This is a genomic window from Parahoeflea alexandrii, assembly GCF_024105735.1.
GTDB lineage: Bacteria > Pseudomonadota > Alphaproteobacteria > Rhizobiales > Rhizobiaceae > Hoeflea > Hoeflea alexandrii.
The window spans coordinates 833,977-850,861 of record NZ_JAAAML010000002.1; the positions used below are offsets into that span (position 1 = coordinate 833,977).

The window sequence follows — 16,885 nt, forward strand, 5'->3', positions numbered from 1 at the left end:
CCTGTCGCAGCGGAGCTGGCGCGTGGTGGTCAACGGTTCTTGCCGGTCAATAGCCGCTCAGGCGGTGCGGGCTTGCTCGCTCGGCTTCAGGCGCTGGATCTTCTTGACCACTTCCGGGATCAGCAAGGCGGGGGCCGGCCTGGAATAGTAATAGCCCTGTATGGCATCGCAGCCTATGTCACGGATCACGGTGACCTCTTCGAGCGTTTCGGCACCTTCGACGACGATGTCAAAACCCAGGCCACGGCCGAGTTCGAGGATCCCGCGCATCACCTTCTGCTTGCGCACATCCGTGTCGATGTCGGAGACGAAGCTCCGGTCGACCTTCAGCTGGTCGAACGGAAGCCGGTTGAGATACCCCAGCGAGGAATAGCCCGATCCGAAATCATCAAGTGACAGCAGCACACCGAGCTGACGCAACGCCGCCAGAACCTTTTCGATGCGCTGTTTGCTCTGGTCGACAAACACCCCTTCCGTAATTTCGATGCAGATCTCGTTGCCCGCCAGGTCATGGCGTTTGAGCGCGTCCTTGACCACCTCGATGAAATTCGGCTGCCACAACTGGATCGGCGAAACGTTTATCGAGATGTGACGGAACCCGAAACCGGCCGCGCGCCATTTCGCAGCCTGTTCGCAGGCCAGTTCGAGAATCAGGGTTCCCAGGTCGACGATCTGGCCGCTGGCCTCGGCGATCGGAATGAACATGCCCGGCGAAATCGGTCCTTCCGCCGGATGGGTCCAGCGTGCCAGCGCCTCGACACCGGCGAGTTGGTGGGTCGCCGGGTTGACCTGCGGCTGGAAGTGAACCTCGATCTCGCGATCGGCGATCGCCAGCCTCAGCATCCGCTCTATCCGCATGTGGTTCTGGAAATCGTCAAGCATCTCGGATGAGAAGAACACCGCCCGGTCGCCCTTTGCCTTGGCCTTGCGCAGGGCGAGGCCGGCGTTGCGGTGGGCCTCATCGGCATCGCTGGCGTCGTGTTGCAGTAGAACGATCCCGATCGAGCCGGTCAGGCGGATTTCGCCGGCGTTGAGTTGCAGCGGCTCATGGATCTCGGTCAGCAGTTTTTCCGCCAGTGTTTCCACCTCCTCGGCCGGGCGGCCATCACCGATCAGCACCGCGAAATGGTCCGCGGCCAGGCGGGCAATCCGGGCGCTGTCTCCGGCAGTGTCCTTGATGCGGGCAGCGATGAGCTTGATCACCCGGTCGCCGACGCTCTGGCCATATCCGTCGTTGACCTGCTTGAACTTGTCGAGGTCGATATGCAGCAGGGTCCACTTGCGCTGCCCCGAGAGACTTTCGCTCAGCGCCTGGTCGAGGTCGTTGAGATGTCTGCTGCGGTTGGCAAGGCCCGTCAACGGATCGGTATAGGCGAGGTGGGCAAGCTTTCCCTGCAGCGCGACCACCCTTTCGAGCCCCTGCGCCAGCGCGCCGATCTCGTCGTTCCGCTTCCTGTAGGGCACCGCGCCCGCTGGGGCTCCGGCAGCCAGGTCCTCGGCATACCGCGAAAGCGCCCTGAGCGGCTTGAGCTCGGCACCCAGGCTGGCGGCGCCGAAGGCGGCGACCAGGACGAGAATGAGGCCGGTTGCAATAATGATCTGCCGCCGCAGCTCGTTTCTTGCCGCGACCAGATCGTCCACCCAGCCGACATCGACGGCCAGTGCGCCGGCGACACTGCCGGTGGCCGTCTGGATCGGCGTCAGATAGGCCAGCCGCATCCGCCCCATCACCGGAACCTCGCCAAGATGCGGCCGGTTGTTGATCAGATTGTCATAGGCGGGGTGCATGATCCCGATCGACATCGGCGGCGGCATCGATCCGTCCGGTCTGCGGAAAGTCGTGGCAAACCGGTCAAACGCCTGGGACTCGGGATTGAGTCTGAACAGGTTGGCGGCACCCTGGTTGATAGCCCCGATCTCCTTGAGAAGCGCGTCATGGGCGTCACGGAAGGTTAGGGCTCCCGTCGGATCCTCCCCTTTCAGCCGCAGGGCCAGCGGAGTACCGGCCTCGTCGCGGATCACTGTGAACTCGGAGGCGAGACGCTCCGCAAACAGTGCCGTGGCTGCCCGCGCGGCGCGGTCGATGCGGATCTCGGAATTCGCTGCGGTCACCTGGTAGAGCTTGAAATAGCCCAGCGTTGCCGTGATGAGAATTGAAACAGAAACGATCAGGACCAGGAGAGTAGTCACCCTGCCGGTTATTCCTTTGAGGAACGTGAGTAATTTGGACATGTTCTGCTGTCCTGACAAAATATAGATGTAATCGACAGGAGTTTAATGTGCAAAACTTGCGCGAAAATGAAGAGGAAAGAGTCAATGTTTCCTGGTTTTGAAGCCGCTTGATTGGCCCGTTTCGAAACGCATGTTCAGTATCAACACAGTTTTCACACTGCGCAACGGGGAAGGGGTGACCGGATCGGCGCGCCATGAGGTCAGGCAAGATCGGCAGGCAGGCGCACGGCGGTGCACGGCAAGAGCGGATTGTTCAGTGGCGTGTCGAAACCTCGACAAGCATCCTGACACTCAGAACGCGAGATCGGCAACCACCGCGTCGAGCACCAGCATGCCCGCTTGCGTGCAGCGGATCCGGTCCGCACCCATCTTCTCGATCATGCCGTGATGGATCAGGAAATCGGTGCGGTCGGGATCGAGTCCTCGCCCGGCCAATGCGCCCCAGCGTTTCAGGTTGATGCCTTCGCGCAGCCGTAATCCCATCAGCAGCAATTCGTCGGCCTGCTCCTGTGCCGTCAGTTCGGTTGTTTCGGTCATACCATGACCGTTTTCTGCAACAAGCTTCAGCCAGGTCTCTGGAGTGCGCTCGGTCGCCGTGGCAATCTTGCCGGTCTTGGTCGACAGCCGGCCATGCGCGCCGGGGCCGATGCCGGCATAGTCGCCATAACGCCAGTAGGTCAGATTGTGCCGGCTCTCGGCGCCAGGCCGGGCGTGGTTCGACACCTCGTAGGCGGGCAGCCCGTGCCGCTCGCACACCCGATGGGTGAGTTCATAAAGCTCGGCGGAAAGGTCGCCATCGGGGACGATCAGCTTGCCGGCCTTGTGCAATCCGTAAAACGGTGTGCCTTCCTCGATCGTCAGCTGGTAGAGCGACAGGTGGTCGGCGGCCAGCGAAATGGCCTCTTCCAGTTCCGCTGCCCAGGCCTCCGCGGTTTGATCCGGCCGCGCATAGATCAGGTCGAACGACATCCGCGGGAAGATTTCGCGCGCCAGCCCGATGGCTTTCAGCGCCTCGGCCCGGTTGTGCAGCCGTCCCAGCCGTTTCAGGTCAGGGTCGTTGAGGGCCTGCACGCCCATCGACACCCGGTTGACCCCCGCCTGCCGGTAGCCGCGAAACCGGCCGGCCTCGACACTCGACGGGTTGGCCTCCAGCGTGATCTCGATCCCTTCCGGCACCACCCAGGCGTCGCGAACCGCATCGAGAATGGCGCCGACCGTGTCGGGTGACATCAGCGACGGCGTGCCGCCGCCAAAGAACATGCTGGTGACAACCCTGGGGCCCGACATGGCCCGCATCGCTGCGATTTCCTGCTTGAAAGCCGCAACATAGGCCTGCTGGTCGATACCGGCATGCCGGACATGGCTGTTGAAATCGCAATAGGGGCATTTTGCGGCGCAGAACGGCCAGTGCAGGTAGACGCCGAACCCGGGCTTGCCGGTGTCCGGCGCAATGCTGTCGGCTGCATGGGTGGCGTTCACGCCGGTACCGCTGTGGGTGCCGGATCCGGATACCGGTTGGTCCGTTGGGCGGGACGGCGTGCTCACGTTGCGGCTACACCGAGACGTTGTTCCGCAAACAGCTTGAAGGCGCGCGCGCGGTGCGACAGCGCGGTCGCCTGGCCGGGAGTCCAGCCATGCTTTTCTTCAGCCGGCATTTCGCCGAATGTGCGGCTATGGCCATCGGGGCGGAACACCGGATCGTAGCCGAAGCCCAGCGACCCGCGCGGTGGCCAGACAAGAACGCCGTCCGCCTCGCCGCGATAGAAGCTGACCTCGCCCGTGGGCGTTGCCAGGCACAGCACGCTGACAAAGCGTCCGGTACGCTGCGCGTCGGTTTCCGCGCCGCGCGCCTTGAGCGCATCCTCGACCTTCTGCATGGCCACGTTGAAGTCGCGGCTTCCGTCTTCAAGCGTCGCCCAGTCGGCAGTGTACACTCCGGGTGCGCCATCGAGCGCGTCGACCACCAGGCCTGAATCATCCGACAATGCGATCAGCCCCGAGGCCTTCGCGGCGGCAAGCGCCTTGGTTGCCGCATTGGCCTCGAATGTATCGCCGGTTTCCTCGGGTTCCGGCAGCCCGAGTTCTGCCGCCGAGGTGACCTCGACGCCGAGCGGTCCGCACAGGTCACGGATTTCCGAGATCTTGCCGGCATTGTGGCTGGCGACCAGCAGTTTGGTGAGGGGCGCGTCCGTCATCGGTGTTACAGCGGTCCTGCGACCGTTTCCTTCTGCATGGCGACCAGATCGGCAATCCCGTTCTTGGCCAGTTCCAGAAGTTCGAGCAATTGTTCCTGCGTGAACGGCTCGGCTTCGGCCGTGCCCTGGATCTCGACGATGCCGCCCGAGCCGGTCATGACGAAATTGGCGTCCGTTTCCGCCGCGGAATCCTCGAGATAGTCGAGATCGATCACCGGCTGCGAGGCAAAGATGCCGCAGGAGACGGCGGCGACATTGTCCTTGAGCACGCGCTCGGTGCGAACCATGGCCCGCGCTTCCATCCACTTCAGGCAGTCGTGCAGCGCGATCCATGCGCCTGTGATGGCGGCCGTGCGGGTGCCGCCATCGGCCTGGATGACGTCGCAATCGACCGTGATCTGGCGTTCGCCGAGTTCTTCGAGATTGACGACGGCGCGCAGCGAGCGGCCGATCAGGCGCTGGATTTCAAGCGTCCGGCCGCCCTGCTTGCCCGAGGAGGCTTCGCGGCGCATGCGGTCGCCTGTCGAGCGCGGCAGCATGCCGTATTCGGCGGTGACCCAGCCCTTGCCACCATTGCGCAGCCACGGTGGAACCCGTTCTTCAAGACTGGCGGTGCAAAGCACATGGGTGTCGCCGAACTTGACCAGGCAAGAGCCCTCGGCGTGCTTGGAAACGTTGCGTTCGAAGCTGACCGCCCGCATCTTGTCTGTGTTCCGGCCCGATGGGCGCATGATATCTCTCCTGATTTCAATGTTGCCGCCTTCTATCGGCGCGCGCCGCCCGATGCAAAGAAAAAGCGCTCCACCCCGACGATTGCGCCGAGGCTGATGCCAATGCCGCCAGGTGCGGGTTGCCTCTTCCGTGTTGAGGCGCAAATACCTATATTCCCGCTAGGCAGCGCCGCAGGCGGCCTGTAGGAAACTGCACATGACCATGACCAAGACATGACCATGAACACCCCATCCATCCCGGCGGACCTTGTCGGGGCGCTTGACGAACGTTCGCGCGAAATTTTCCGCGCACTGGTGGAAAGCTACATGGAATCCGGCGATCCGCTCGGCTCCCGCAGTCTTTCGCGGATGTTGCCGATGTCGCTGTCACCGGCATCCATCCGCAACGTGATGAGTGATCTCGAGGATCTCGGCCTGATCTACGCACCCCATGTCAGTGCCGGCAGGCTGCCGACCCAGAAGGGCCTGCGCTTCTTTGTCGACGCCTTCATGCAGGTCGGCGATCTGCAGCCGGAGATGCGCCAGACAATTGAGCGTCAGGTCCATTCCGAAGACACCAGCCGTCCGGTCGAGACACTGCTGACAGAGGCCAGCCAGATGCTGTCGGGCATGACCCGCGGGGCAGGCCTCGTCATCGCCGCCAAGCAGGATTCCACCATCCGCCATATCGAGTTCATCAGGCTCGACCCAAAGCGGGCGCTGGTGGTGCTGGTCGGTGGCAACGACCAGGTCGAGAACCGTGTGATGGAATTGCCGGATGGCGTTACCGCCGGACAATTGACCGAGGCGGCTAATTTTCTCAATGCCCATCTGGCCGGAAGGACGATGAGCGAGGTCCGCCAGGAACTGGAACGGATCACCGACGAGGTCCGCTCCGAGCTCGATGTGCTCTCGCGCGATCTGGTAGAGCGCGGCCTGGCGGTCTGGGCCGGAAGCCGCGAGGGTGCCAGCACCGCGCGGCTCATCGTGCGTGGCCGCGGCAATCTTCTGGAAGGCCTTTCTGCTGGCGAGGAGCTCGATCGTCTCAAGCTGCTGTTTGACGAACTTGAGCGCAAGGAAAGCCTGATCGAGCTGATGACGCTGGCCGAGGAGGGCTCCGGTGTGCGGATCTTCATCGGATCGGAAAACAAGCTGTTTTCGCTCTCGGGCTCATCCCTGATCGTGGCGCCCTGGCGCGACGGCGAGGACAAGGTCGTGGGCGCCGTCGGCATCATCGGCCCGACCCGGCTCAACTACGCCCGTATTGTCCCGATGGTCGATTACACCGCGCAGCTGGTCTCGCGCCTGGTTCGCAAATAGCGCGGCGGCCGGGCCAGGACATGGCTGCCGCAGGGCGGCTTGGCAGGGTTCCGCAGATTGCGGTTTTCGCTTGCCCTGCAGGCCGGCGCAAGCACGCCGCCGCGTTGCAGGGCCTTGATTTTTACGGCCCGAACGTCGATATGCGTGGCATATCTCCGGGTCATCCATGCAATCGGTGATCCTCAGACACTCATCACAACAGTCAGGACATGCACAACATGAGCGATGAAAGCCAGGGCCGCGAACACGATAAGCCGCAGGCCGACGCCGCACCCGAGGTTGAACAGGCCGCCAATCCTGGCCAGGAACAGGAGCTGGACCCGATGCAGGTGCTGATGGCCGAGATTGCCGATCTCAAGGACCAGCGCCTGCGCATGGCCGCCGAGATGGAAAATCTGCGCCGCCGCACCGCGCGCGAGATCAAGGACGCCAAGAGCTACGCCATTTCCGGCTTCGCCCGTGACATGCTGCAGGTCTCCGACAATCTTCAGCGCGCCCTCGCGGCGGTTCCGGAACAGTCCGAGGCTGCGTCCGACAACGGCCTGAAGACCCTCGTCGAGGGTGTCGAACTGACCGAACGCGCGATGCTGTCGACGCTGGAGCGTCACGGTGTGCGCAAGCTCGAGCCGATGGGCCAGAAGTTCGATCCGAACTTCCACCAGGCCATGTACGAGGTCCCAAACACCGAGGTGCCCAACAACACCGTCCTCGACGTGGTTCAGCCCGGCTACGTGATCGGCGACCGGATGTTGCGTCCGGCCATGGTCGGCGTTTCCAAGGGTGGCCCCAAGGAAACCGCGCAGCCCGAAGCCGCGCAATCAGATTCCGATGGCCCGGATCCGGCCTCCGGCTACGACGTCTGAGGCCTGCCCCGGCGGGGAGAGGAACCACCCATGACCCCGCTTGATGCACTCGACTATGCCGGTGTCGCGGTCTTTGCCGCCACCGGCGCGCTGGCCGCCTCGCGCAAACAGCTCGACATGATCGGCTTCGTCTTTCTTGCCGCCGTGACCGGCATTGGCGGCGGCACCTTCCGCGACATCGTGCTCGGCGCAACGCCGGTGTTCTGGGTTGGCAAGCCCGCCTACCTGGTCGTCTGCGTCTTTGTCGCGGTGATTGTCTATTTCACCGCGCACCTGGTGGAATCGCGCTATCGGCTCTTGCTCTGGCTCGACGCCATCGGTCTCTCCGCCTATGCGGTGATGGGCGCGGCCAAGGGTCTGGCGCTCAGCGGCTCGCCGATCGTCGCCCTTGTAACAGGAATGATGACGGCGACACTGGGCGGCATCCTGCGGGATCTTCTCTCCGGCGAGCCTTCGGTGCTGATGCGTCCCGAAATCTATGTCTCGGCTGCTCTGGTCGGGGCCGGCGGTTATGTCGCCGCCAGCCTGCTCGGCGCGCCACTGATCCTGGCGTCGGCCATCGGTGTCACCGCCGCCTTTGCCGTCCGCGGCGGCGCCATTCGCTATGGCTGGGCGTTTTCGCCCTACCGCTCACGCGCAGGCCGCCCGCCCGAAGACGTCATGTAAGGCAGGCTGGGGTCAGACGAACCCGGCGTCGAGGGCGGCGTCCTTGAGCGACAGTTGCGGCCGTGGGCCGATCTGCTGGATCACCAGGCCGGCGGCCAGGCTGCCGAGCTTGCCGCAGACATCGAGCGGCTTGCCGTGGGCGTAGCCGTGCAGGAAACCCGCCGCATAGAGATCGCCCGCGCCGGTGGTATCGACCACCTCATCAATGTCGATCGCGTCGATGTCGTAGCGTTCATCACCCCGGACGATGACCGAGCCATGCTCGGAACGTGTGATCGCCGCAAGCTTGCAGTCCTTGCGCAGCTGCGACACCGCATGTTCGAAATTGTCGGTCTGGTAGAGCGACTTGGCTTCGTCCGCATTGGCGAAGATGATGTCGATGGTACCCGAGCGCATCAGCTCGAGAAACTCGTTTCGGTAACGGTCGACACAGAACGGGTCCGACAGCGTCATCGACATTTCCCGGCCATGCTTGTGGCCGATGTCGGCGCAGAGCCGGATCGCATCCTTGGCCCGTGGCGGATCCCACAGGTAGCCTTCGAAATAGGTGACCTTGCTGCCGGCCACCACGTCGGCTTCAACGTCTTCGGGGCCAAGCTCGACACTGGCGCCGAGATAGGTGTTCATCGAACGCTCGCCATCCGGTGTCACGAAGATCATCGAGCGCGCGGTGGGCGGCGTGTCTTTCAGTGGCCGGGTCTCGAAATGAACCCCTTGCGCCCGGATGTCGTGGTTGAAGATCTTGCCGAGCTGGTCATCGGCCACCTTTCCGAAATAGGCCGACCGGCTGCCGAAACTGGCGATGCCGGCCGCCGTGTTGCCGGCGCTGCCGCCCGAGGCCTCGATGGCGGGGCCCATGCGGGAATAGAGCAGTTCCGCCCGCTCGGCGTCGATGAGGTTCATCGCGCCCTTGATGATGGCATTGTCGACGAGAAAGGTCTCGTCGCAGCGGGCGATGATATCGACAATCGCATTGCCGATGCACAGGACGTCGAACTGGCTCATTCCGTTTCCTCGTTACCGAACTGCGATCGTGCTGCGCAGCCGGTCCTCTCTTATCGGTTTTTGGTCGGGATGGAACCCCGCCAAAGGTGCGTGCCGTGCCGAGGCTCAGCTTTTCCCCGGCTCAACCAGCCGCCGCTTGAGTTCATACAGCGCCTCCAGCGCCTCGCGCGGGGTCATGTCGTCCGGGTTGATTTCTGTGAGGTAGGCGTCGGACTGCGACGGTCCCTTTGCAGCCTTCTCCACTCCCCTGTGCACGGGCACCGCAAACAGCGGCAGGTCGTCGACCAGCCGTGCCGCCGGGTTTTCCCGCTCGCTGGTTTCAAGCAGCTGCAGCACCTCGCGGGCGCGTGACACCACCGCGTCGGGCAGGCCCGCAAGCCGCGCCACCTGGATGCCGTAGGAGCGGTCTGCGGCACCGGCGCCGACCTCGTGCAGGAACACGACGTCGCCCTGCCATTCCTTGACCTTCATGGTGGCGTTCGAAAGCCGCGGCAGTTTCTCCGACAGCGCGGTGAGCTCGTGAAAATGGGTCGCGAACAGGCCCCGGCAACAGTTCTGGGCATGCAGATGCTCGACCGCCGCCCAGGCGATCGACAACCCGTCGAAGGTGGCGGTGCCACGGCCGATCTCATCGAGGATGACCAGCGAGTGCGGCCCGGCCTGGTTGAGGATCGCCGCGGTCTCGACCATCTCGACCATGAAGGTCGAGCGCCCGCGCGCCAGATCATCCGAGGCCCCGACCCGCGAGAACAGCCGGTCGACCACGCCGATATGGGCACTGCCTGCTGGCACGAACGAGCCCATCTGCGCCATGATGGCAATCAGCGCGTTCTGTCGCAGAAAGGTCGACTTGCCGCCCATGTTGGGCCCGGTCAGCAGCCAGATCGCGCCGCCATCATCGCTTCCCTCGGGTGGCGACAGGTTGCAGTCATTGGCGACAAACGGCTGCGCTGCCTGCTTTCTCAGCGCCTGCTCGACCACCGGATGGCGTCCCGCGACGATCTCGAAGGCGAGGCTGTCGTCCACCTTCGGGCGCGAGTACCCCTGCTCCTGGGCAAGCTCCGCGAGTGCGGCGGTCACGTCGATCACCGACAGCGCGTCTGCTGCCGCCTTGATCGCATCGGCGTGGGCCACAACCATCAGCACCAGCTCGTCAAAGGCCGATAGTTCGATCGCCAGCGCTTCGCCCGCCGCATTGGCGATGCGGGTTTCCAGATCCGAGAGTTCGGTGGTGGTAAACCGCATGGCATTGGCCATGGTCTGCCGGTGGATGTATTTGGACTTGGCCTCGTCGCCCTCGGTCAGCGGTCCGGCATTGAGCGCCGTCACCTCGATGAAATAGCCCAGCACATTGTTATGCTTGATCTTGAGAGACCGGACCCCGGTTTCCTCGGCATAGGACAGCTGCAGCCCGGCAATCACCCGCCGCGACTGATCTCTCAGCGCCCGGAGTTCATCGAGTTCCGGCGAGTGTCCTGCCCGCACAAAGCCGCCGTCGCGCTTCATCAGCGGCAATTCGTCGTCAAGTGTCGCTGCCAGCCGAGCGCCGATCTCGCCGGGAACCGCCCTGAGTGCATTCACCGCACTTTGCAAATGCGGTGGCGTTTCCCCGTCGCCAAACAGTGCGGCGATATCGGTGGCGGCCTTCAATCCGGCAAGAATGGCGCCGAGATCGCGCGGTCCGCCGCGGTTGAGCGCCAGCCGCGACAGTGCTCGCGGCATGTCGGAGACGCCCTTGATCGCCCGCCGCAGTTTCTCGCTCAGGCCGGGATTGGCGATCAGATGCGAAACGCCGTCGAGCCGCGCATTGATGGCATCCGGATCGGTCAGCGGCGCCATCAGCCATTCGGCGAGCTTGCGTCCGCCGCCGCCGGTCACGGTCCGGTCGACTGCCTTGATCAGGCTGCCCTGCCGCTCGCCCGACAGTGTCCGCACCAGCTCGAGGCTTGCCCGCGTCGCCGGGTCGATGAACATCCGCGCGCCGTCGCTTTCACGCTCGGGCCGGCCCAGCGGCGGCCGCTCGGAAATCTGGGTCTTCTCGACATAGGCAATCGCCGCCGCCGCCGCCGCCAGTTCCGCCCGCGAGAAACTGCCGAAACCATCCAGCGAGCTGACTTCGAAGAACCGCGCGATCCGGCCTTCCGCCGAGGCGCTGTCAAAAAGCACCGCCGGCTGCGGTGCGGCTACCCGGCCGAGCTGGTCGACCAGCGGCCGAAGCTCCGGGTCGTGGAACACGTTGTCGGCCAGGATCAGCTCGCGCGGCTCCACCCGGGCAATGTCGGCCAGAAGCCGCGCCAGCCGGCTTTCGCCGACATGAAACGCACCGGTGGAAATGTCGATCCAGGCCAGCCCGAACTGGGATTCACCCGCGCCCTTGACCCGGGCCAGCGCCATCAGGAAGTTCGACTGCGACGGATCGAGCAGCTTTTCCTCGGTCAGCGTCCCGGGCGTGACCAGCCGGGTCACGTCGCGCCGTACCACAGATTTCGAGCCGCGTTTCTTCGCCTCCGCCGGGTCCTCGGTCTGCTCGCAGACGGCGACCCGGAAGCCGAGCGAAATCAGCTTCTGCAGGTAATCGTCTGCCGCATGCACCGGCACGCCACACATCGGGATATCCTGGCCCAGGTGCTGGCCGCGCTTGGTCAGCGTGATGCCGAGCGCCCGCGACGCGTCCACCGCGTCCTCGAAGAACAGCTCGTAGAAATCCCCCATCCGGTAGAACAGCAGCGAATCCGGATTGTTCGCCTTGATCTCGATGAACTGCTCCATCATCGGCGTCGCGGTCGCCCGGCTTTCCGGCGAGGCAAGCTGGGCGGTCGTCAGTATGGCAGGATTAAGCGGGGATTCGGCGTTCAAGAGGTAATGCCTGTCTTGGGTTTTCAAATCTTTGCGATGTAAGCTTCACCGGCCGCGCGGCTTTACAGGCCGTGCCAACCACCCTAACGGTGGGATGAGGACAAAGACAACAGTTACGAGGCGCCATACACAAGGTCGCCCACAACGGGATGGAGACATATGCCAGGGACGGACAAGTCAGATCGCTCGATTTCTCAGGTCACCGATCAGGAGGCGCTGGATTTCCACGCCCGCGGCCGGCCCGGCAAGCTCGAAATCAACCCGACAAAACCCATGGCGACGCAGCGCGATCTGTCGCTGGCCTATTCGCCGGGCGTTGCCGTTCCGGTCAAGGCCATTGCCGAGGATCCCTCGCGCGCCTTCGACTACACCGCAAAGGGCAACATGGTGGCCGTCATTTCCAATGGCACCGCCATTCTGGGCCTTGGCAATCTCGGCGCCCTGGCCTCCAAACCGGTGATGGAAGGCAAGTCGGTGCTGTTCAAGCGCTTCGCCGACGTCGATTCCATCGATCTGGAGGTCGACACCGAAAATGTCGACGAGTTCATCAACTGCGTGCGGTTTCTGGGGCCGAGCTTCGGCGGCATCAATCTCGAGGACATCAAGGCGCCCGATTGCTTCATCATCGAGCAGCGCCTGCGCGAGATCATGGATATCCCGGTGTTCCATGATGATCAGCACGGCACCGCGATCATCGCGGTTGCGGGCCTGATCAACGCGCTGCATCTGACCGACCGTGATCTCAAGACCACCAAGCTCGTCTGCAACGGCGCTGGTGCCGCGGCAATCGCCTGCGTCGAGCTGGTCAAGGCGATGGGGTTTGCGCCGCAGAACATCACGCTCTGCGACACCAAGGGCGTGATCTACAAGGGCCGCACCGAGGGCATGAACCAGTGGAAATCGGCCCATGCGGTGGAGACCAAGGCACGCTCGCTGGCCGATGCCATGGAAGGTGCCGACGTCATTTTCGGTCTTTCGGCCAAGGGTGCCCTGACCAACGAGATGATCGCCTCGATGGCCAAGAACCCGATCATCTTCGCCATGGCCAATCCGGACCCGGAAATCACGCCCGAAGAGGTCGCCTCGATCCGCAATGACGCGATCATGGCGACCGGCCGCTCGGACTACGCCAACCAGGTCAACAATGTCCTCGGATTCCCCTACATCTTCCGCGGCGCGCTGGATGTGCGGGCCACCACCATCAACGAGGACATGAAGATCGCTGCCGCCCAGGCGCTGGCCAATCTGGCCCGCGAGGATGTGCCCGACGATGTCGCCGCGGCCTATCAGGGCGTCCGCCCCCGCTTCGGTCCGCAATACATCATTCCGGTGCCGTTCGATCCGCGCCTGATCTCGGCTATTCCTGTTGCGGTCGCCAGGGCCGCGATGGACTCGGGGGTGGCGCAGAAGCCGATCCTCAACATGGACGCCTATGCCCAGGAGCTCTCCGCCCGGCGCGACCCTATCGCCTCGACGCTGCAGCGGCTTTACGAGCGTGTCCGCCGCCACCCGCGCCGCGTCGTCTTCGCCGAGGGCGAGGAAGAGCAAGTCATGCGTGCCGCTGTTTCCTATGTGAACCAGCGGCTCGGCACCGCCTGCCTTCTGGGCCGCGAAGAGCAGATGCGCGAGACCGCAAAACAGGCTGGCATCGATCTCGACCGTCCGGGTCTCGAACTGGTCAATGCCCGCGTCTCGCGCCGTGTCGATGCCTACACCGACTATCTCTATGCAAGGCTGCAGCGCAAAGGCTACCTGCACCGCGATTGCCAGCGGCTGATCAACACCGACCGCAACCATTTCGGCGCCTGCATGGTGGCTCTCGGCGATGCCGATGCCATGGTCACCGGCACGACGCGGAACTATTCGACCGCGCTCGAGGACATTCGCCGCTGCGTCGACGTCAAGCCCGGCCACCGGATGATCGGCGTCTCCCTGGCACTGTGCCGGGGCCGCACCGTGTTTGTCGCCGATACCGCCGTCATCGACATGCCCAACTCCGAGGAACTGGCTGATATTGCCGAGGAAGCCGCAGGCATGGCCCGCAGGCTCGGCTACGAGCCGCGCGTGGCGATGCTGGCCTATTCAACCTTCGGTCACCCGACCGGCGAGCGCTCGGAACGGGTGCGCGACGCGGTCAGGATCCTCGACAAGCGCCGGGTCGATTTCGAGTATGACGGCGAGATGGCGGCCGATGTGGCGCTCAATTCCAAGGTGATGGAGCAATACCCTTTCTGCCGCCTGTCGGGCACCGCTAACGTGCTGGTCATGCCGGCGTTCCACTCGGCCTCGATCTCGACCAAGATGCTGCAGGAACTCGGTGGCTCAACCGTCATCGGCCCGCTGCTGGTCGGCCTCGACAAGTCGATCCAGATCGTCTCGATGGGTGCCAAGGATTCCGACATCGTCAACATGGCGGCGATTGCGGCCTACAACGCGTCGAACTGAGCGGCGGAGAGCAGGCAGTGCTTCGGTTCAGGCGCGCTTGAGCAATAGCGGTTCGTAAATTTCCGCCGGTTGTTGTTCGGCCTGCGGCTTGCGAACGAACCAGACCGACTTGCGTCCGAGCATCAGCTGTTCCGGCTTGACCGGCTGGTCTGCAAAGAACTCGTCCACGGCGCGCGAGGCGCCGGGCCATTTCGGTTCGGCGTAATCATCGAACACCACGATGCCGCCCGGGACCAGCTGGTCATAGAGCACGTTGAGGCAGTCGAGATGCGATTCATAGATATCGCAGTCGATGAACATGAAGCAGTACTTGCGCCGGCGCATCCGGGGCAGCGTTTCGGAAAAGAACCCCTTCACCACGTGGCCGTTGACACGGTAGGTGTCGAAGAATGCAATCAGCCGACCCGGCACATCCATCGCATGGCGGAACTTGCGGCGGATCTTGAAGCGGAAGCGGAACGGGCCGAGATCGGCGTCGAGAATCCGGTCTTGGGGAAATCCCTCGAAACTGTCGCAGGCAAAAAGCGGCTTTCCGGGCGCGAGATCGCGCATCCTGCGGCCCATCAGGCGGGTGCTGCCGCCGCGGTACACGCCACACTCGATGACGTCACCCTCAAGCTCCAGGCTCTCTTCCAGAAGCCAGATCAAAGGGCTCTGATGGCATTCGTCATCAAGCCGGCGCCAGTACTCCGCCTGGCCGGCTTCTGTTTCCATCAATTTTGCGATCTCGTCGTCGTGACGGATCCGGAGCCGGTCAACCCGCTTCATCCGCGGTCCGCCATCTGCTGATGGCGGTTCGGAAATTCTGCGGCCTTTTGCAAATGCTGCACGAACTCAAACCTTCAAAGTGCATTTTCGGCTTGCAGCAGACCGTGCGGAAGCGATCCTCGGGTTCGGCTGCAACATGAAGATCCAGACTGCGGCATTCATGGTTAATTTTGGTTTAATTCCGGATGGTCACTCACAGCAATACGCCTTTGAAATGCAACCCTAAAAGGTGGCCTGTAACTCAGATGCGGACAATTCACTGGTAACGCGGGCCGCCGCGCTGGCCCCGGTGCCGCGATACGCGTATCTGCACTCGGGGATTTGGCCATGCCGCCCGTCAGAAAACGGCTTTCCGGTAACCGACGGGACGCGGGAAGCGGTCACGGTCTGGCAACCGAACTGACCTCAAGCCGGAAAGAAAATGATTCCTTGAGCGGGTTGGGTGAGATAATCGCAAGCAGTGCGCCCGTGTCAGTGGACTTTGGTCGGAGCTTTGTCCAGTGTTGACGCCCTTTCGGAGCCAAATCGAAAACGGAGATATCAATTCTCGATGAGCGCCTTAACAGCTGAAACACCTGCCCGGAAACCGGATTTGGTCTCGATACTGGCAAGCCTTGGCCTGATGGTTTTTCTGGCGGCAAGCCTGTCGGTGCCGGGGGGGTATTCAATCGGCACCGCGATAATTGCCATTGCGGGTCTGGTCTTTCTCGCGAAGCGCCTTTTCGCCCGCGCACCGTTGATCCAGCCCACTCTGGCTGGAAAGCTGCCTCTGGTCTTCATGGCTTTTGCGTTCGTCGGCGCAGCGATCAGCCTGTGGCAGCAGGCCCCGGCCGGCTACTATGAAATGTATATTCCGTTCCTGTGGGCGCCGCTGATTTTCCTGGCCGTGCTGGACGGTCGGGTCGATCGCCGCTTCATATGGCTTGGGTGTTTGCTGGGCGCCGGCCTTGCATGCGCCATCGCCATGTATCAATCGATCCACCTTGGCGCCGAACGGCCGAGCGGCTTCCTGACCAGTCCGATTTTCTTCGGCAACAATGCGCTTCTGTTGGGCTCGGTTACGCTTGCCGGCAGACATGACCCGCCCTTCAACCTGCGCAAGCCGGTTTGGCTTGCATTGGCCTATGCCGGCTTCTTACTGGGACTCGCCGCCAGTCTGTTGACCCTTTCAAAAGGAGGTTGGCCGCTCGCGCCTCTCGTTTTTGCCTGGGTTGTCGTCGAGGATTTCTGGCGCGCCTCCAGGCGCGAAAGGCTGTCACTGGTTCTCGTGGCCGTGACCTTTCTCGCGCTTCTGCCGCTCATGCCGGTCAAGAGTACCATGGAACGCATCAACCATGCCGCGATCGGGGCGATGGAATGGTTCCGGAGCGGGGAAATGGTTGACGGTTCCGTATCGCCGCGCCTGGAGCTGTGGAAGCTCGGGTTGACCATCTGGCCTGAAAAACCCTGGCTTGGGCACACAAGGGAGGGGGTGACGCAGAGAATTGAGCAAAACTTCGCTCACAAAGATGTAGCCAATGGGCTGGGTGGCTTCGGGGCCCTGCACAGTGAGCCGATACAGATCCTTGCGGAAAAGGGCCTGGCTGGCCTGTTGAGCTGGGCATTGGTGTACGCCGTGTCCGCTGTCGTGTTCTGGCGCGCTTACTTGAGGCCAGAACCGGTCAGGAAGATGCTGGGACAGGCCGGGCTCATCACCCTCGCGGGATCGTTTGTCTTCGGCCTCTCGGATACGTATCTGATCTGGAACGTCAACCGGCAGCTCTTTGTCTTTTTCGTCATGACGATGGCGGCGCTGCTGCTTGCGGAAAGCAAAAGATCGGCATAG

Annotated in this window: 12 protein-coding genes; 5 read left to right on the forward strand and 7 right to left on the reverse strand. The window is 63.2% G+C overall.

Features of this window, described 5'->3' with window-relative positions:
- Positions 1 to 57: 57 nt before the first annotated feature.
- The 4 genes from GTW23_RS13575 to rph all read right to left on the reverse strand — a co-directional run bounded on the left by GTW23_RS13575 (position 58) and on the right by rph (position 5,158).
- Positions 58 to 2,232 carry a putative bifunctional diguanylate cyclase/phosphodiesterase gene (locus GTW23_RS13575; protein WP_252916151.1) on the reverse strand — a complete coding sequence of 725 codons (2,175 nt, stop codon included), beginning with the start codon at positions 2,230 to 2,232 and terminating at the stop codon, positions 58 to 60.
- A 291-nt stretch (positions 2,233 to 2,523) separates the two neighbouring features.
- Positions 2,524 to 3,711 carry a radical SAM family heme chaperone HemW gene (gene hemW / locus GTW23_RS13580; protein WP_252916152.1) on the reverse strand — a complete coding sequence of 396 codons (1,188 nt, stop codon included), beginning with the start codon at positions 3,709 to 3,711 and terminating at the stop codon, positions 2,524 to 2,526.
- A 62-nt stretch (positions 3,712 to 3,773) separates the two neighbouring features.
- Positions 3,774 to 4,427, reverse strand: a complete 654-nt coding sequence (locus GTW23_RS13585) for a non-canonical purine NTP pyrophosphatase (protein ID WP_252916153.1) — start codon at positions 4,425 to 4,427, stop codon at positions 3,774 to 3,776.
- Positions 4,428 to 4,432: 5 nt separating this feature from the next.
- A complete protein-coding gene (rph, locus tag GTW23_RS13590) occupies positions 4,433 to 5,158 on the reverse strand; it encodes a ribonuclease PH (protein WP_152010688.1) in 726 nt (241 codons plus the stop codon).
- 219 nt (positions 5,159 to 5,377) lie between these two features.
- Here rph and hrcA point away from each other — a divergent pair, with 219 nt between their 5' ends.
- The 3 genes from hrcA to GTW23_RS13605 all read left to right on the forward strand — a co-directional run bounded on the left by hrcA (position 5,378) and on the right by GTW23_RS13605 (position 7,986).
- The gene (gene hrcA, locus GTW23_RS13595) at positions 5,378 to 6,457 is read left to right on the forward strand and encodes a heat-inducible transcriptional repressor HrcA (protein WP_375591195.1); all 1,080 of its coding nucleotides are present in this window, start codon (positions 5,378 to 5,380) and stop codon (positions 6,455 to 6,457) included.
- Between the two features lie 209 nt (positions 6,458 to 6,666).
- Positions 6,667 to 7,320: a nucleotide exchange factor GrpE gene (gene grpE, locus GTW23_RS13600; RefSeq protein WP_267661029.1), complete on the forward strand. Its 654-nt coding sequence runs from the start codon at positions 6,667 to 6,669 to the stop codon at positions 7,318 to 7,320.
- Positions 7,321 to 7,350: 30 nt separating this feature from the next.
- Positions 7,351 to 7,986, forward strand: coding sequence for a trimeric intracellular cation channel family protein (locus GTW23_RS13605; RefSeq protein WP_152010685.1), 636 nt, complete (start codon positions 7,351 to 7,353; stop codon positions 7,984 to 7,986).
- Positions 7,987 to 7,998: 12 nt separating this feature from the next.
- Here the strand turns inward: GTW23_RS13605 and GTW23_RS13610 are convergent, their stop codons facing one another.
- Positions 7,999 to 8,991, reverse strand: a complete 993-nt coding sequence (locus tag GTW23_RS13610) for an adenosine kinase (RefSeq protein ID WP_252916155.1) — start codon at positions 8,989 to 8,991, stop codon at positions 7,999 to 8,001.
- A 105-nt stretch (positions 8,992 to 9,096) separates the two neighbouring features.
- Positions 9,097 to 11,847, reverse strand: coding sequence for a DNA mismatch repair protein MutS (gene mutS / locus GTW23_RS13615; RefSeq protein ID WP_252916156.1), 2,751 nt, complete (start codon positions 11,845 to 11,847; stop codon positions 9,097 to 9,099).
- 159 nt (positions 11,848 to 12,006) lie between these two features.
- On the opposite strand from mutS, the gene GTW23_RS13620 reads away from it, so the two are divergent.
- Positions 12,007 to 14,292: an NADP-dependent malic enzyme gene (locus GTW23_RS13620; protein WP_252916157.1), complete on the forward strand. Its 2,286-nt coding sequence runs from the start codon at positions 12,007 to 12,009 to the stop codon at positions 14,290 to 14,292.
- Between the two features lie 27 nt (positions 14,293 to 14,319).
- Here the strand turns inward: GTW23_RS13620 and GTW23_RS13625 are convergent, their stop codons facing one another.
- On the reverse strand, positions 14,320 to 15,060 hold the full coding sequence (locus GTW23_RS13625; RefSeq protein WP_252916158.1) for a TylF/MycF/NovP-related O-methyltransferase: 741 nt from the start codon (positions 15,058 to 15,060) through the stop codon (positions 14,320 to 14,322).
- 550 nt (positions 15,061 to 15,610) lie between these two features.
- On the opposite strand from GTW23_RS13625, the gene GTW23_RS13630 reads away from it, so the two are divergent.
- A complete protein-coding gene (locus tag GTW23_RS13630) occupies positions 15,611 to 16,885 on the forward strand; it encodes an O-antigen ligase family protein (RefSeq protein ID WP_252916159.1) in 1,275 nt (424 codons plus the stop codon).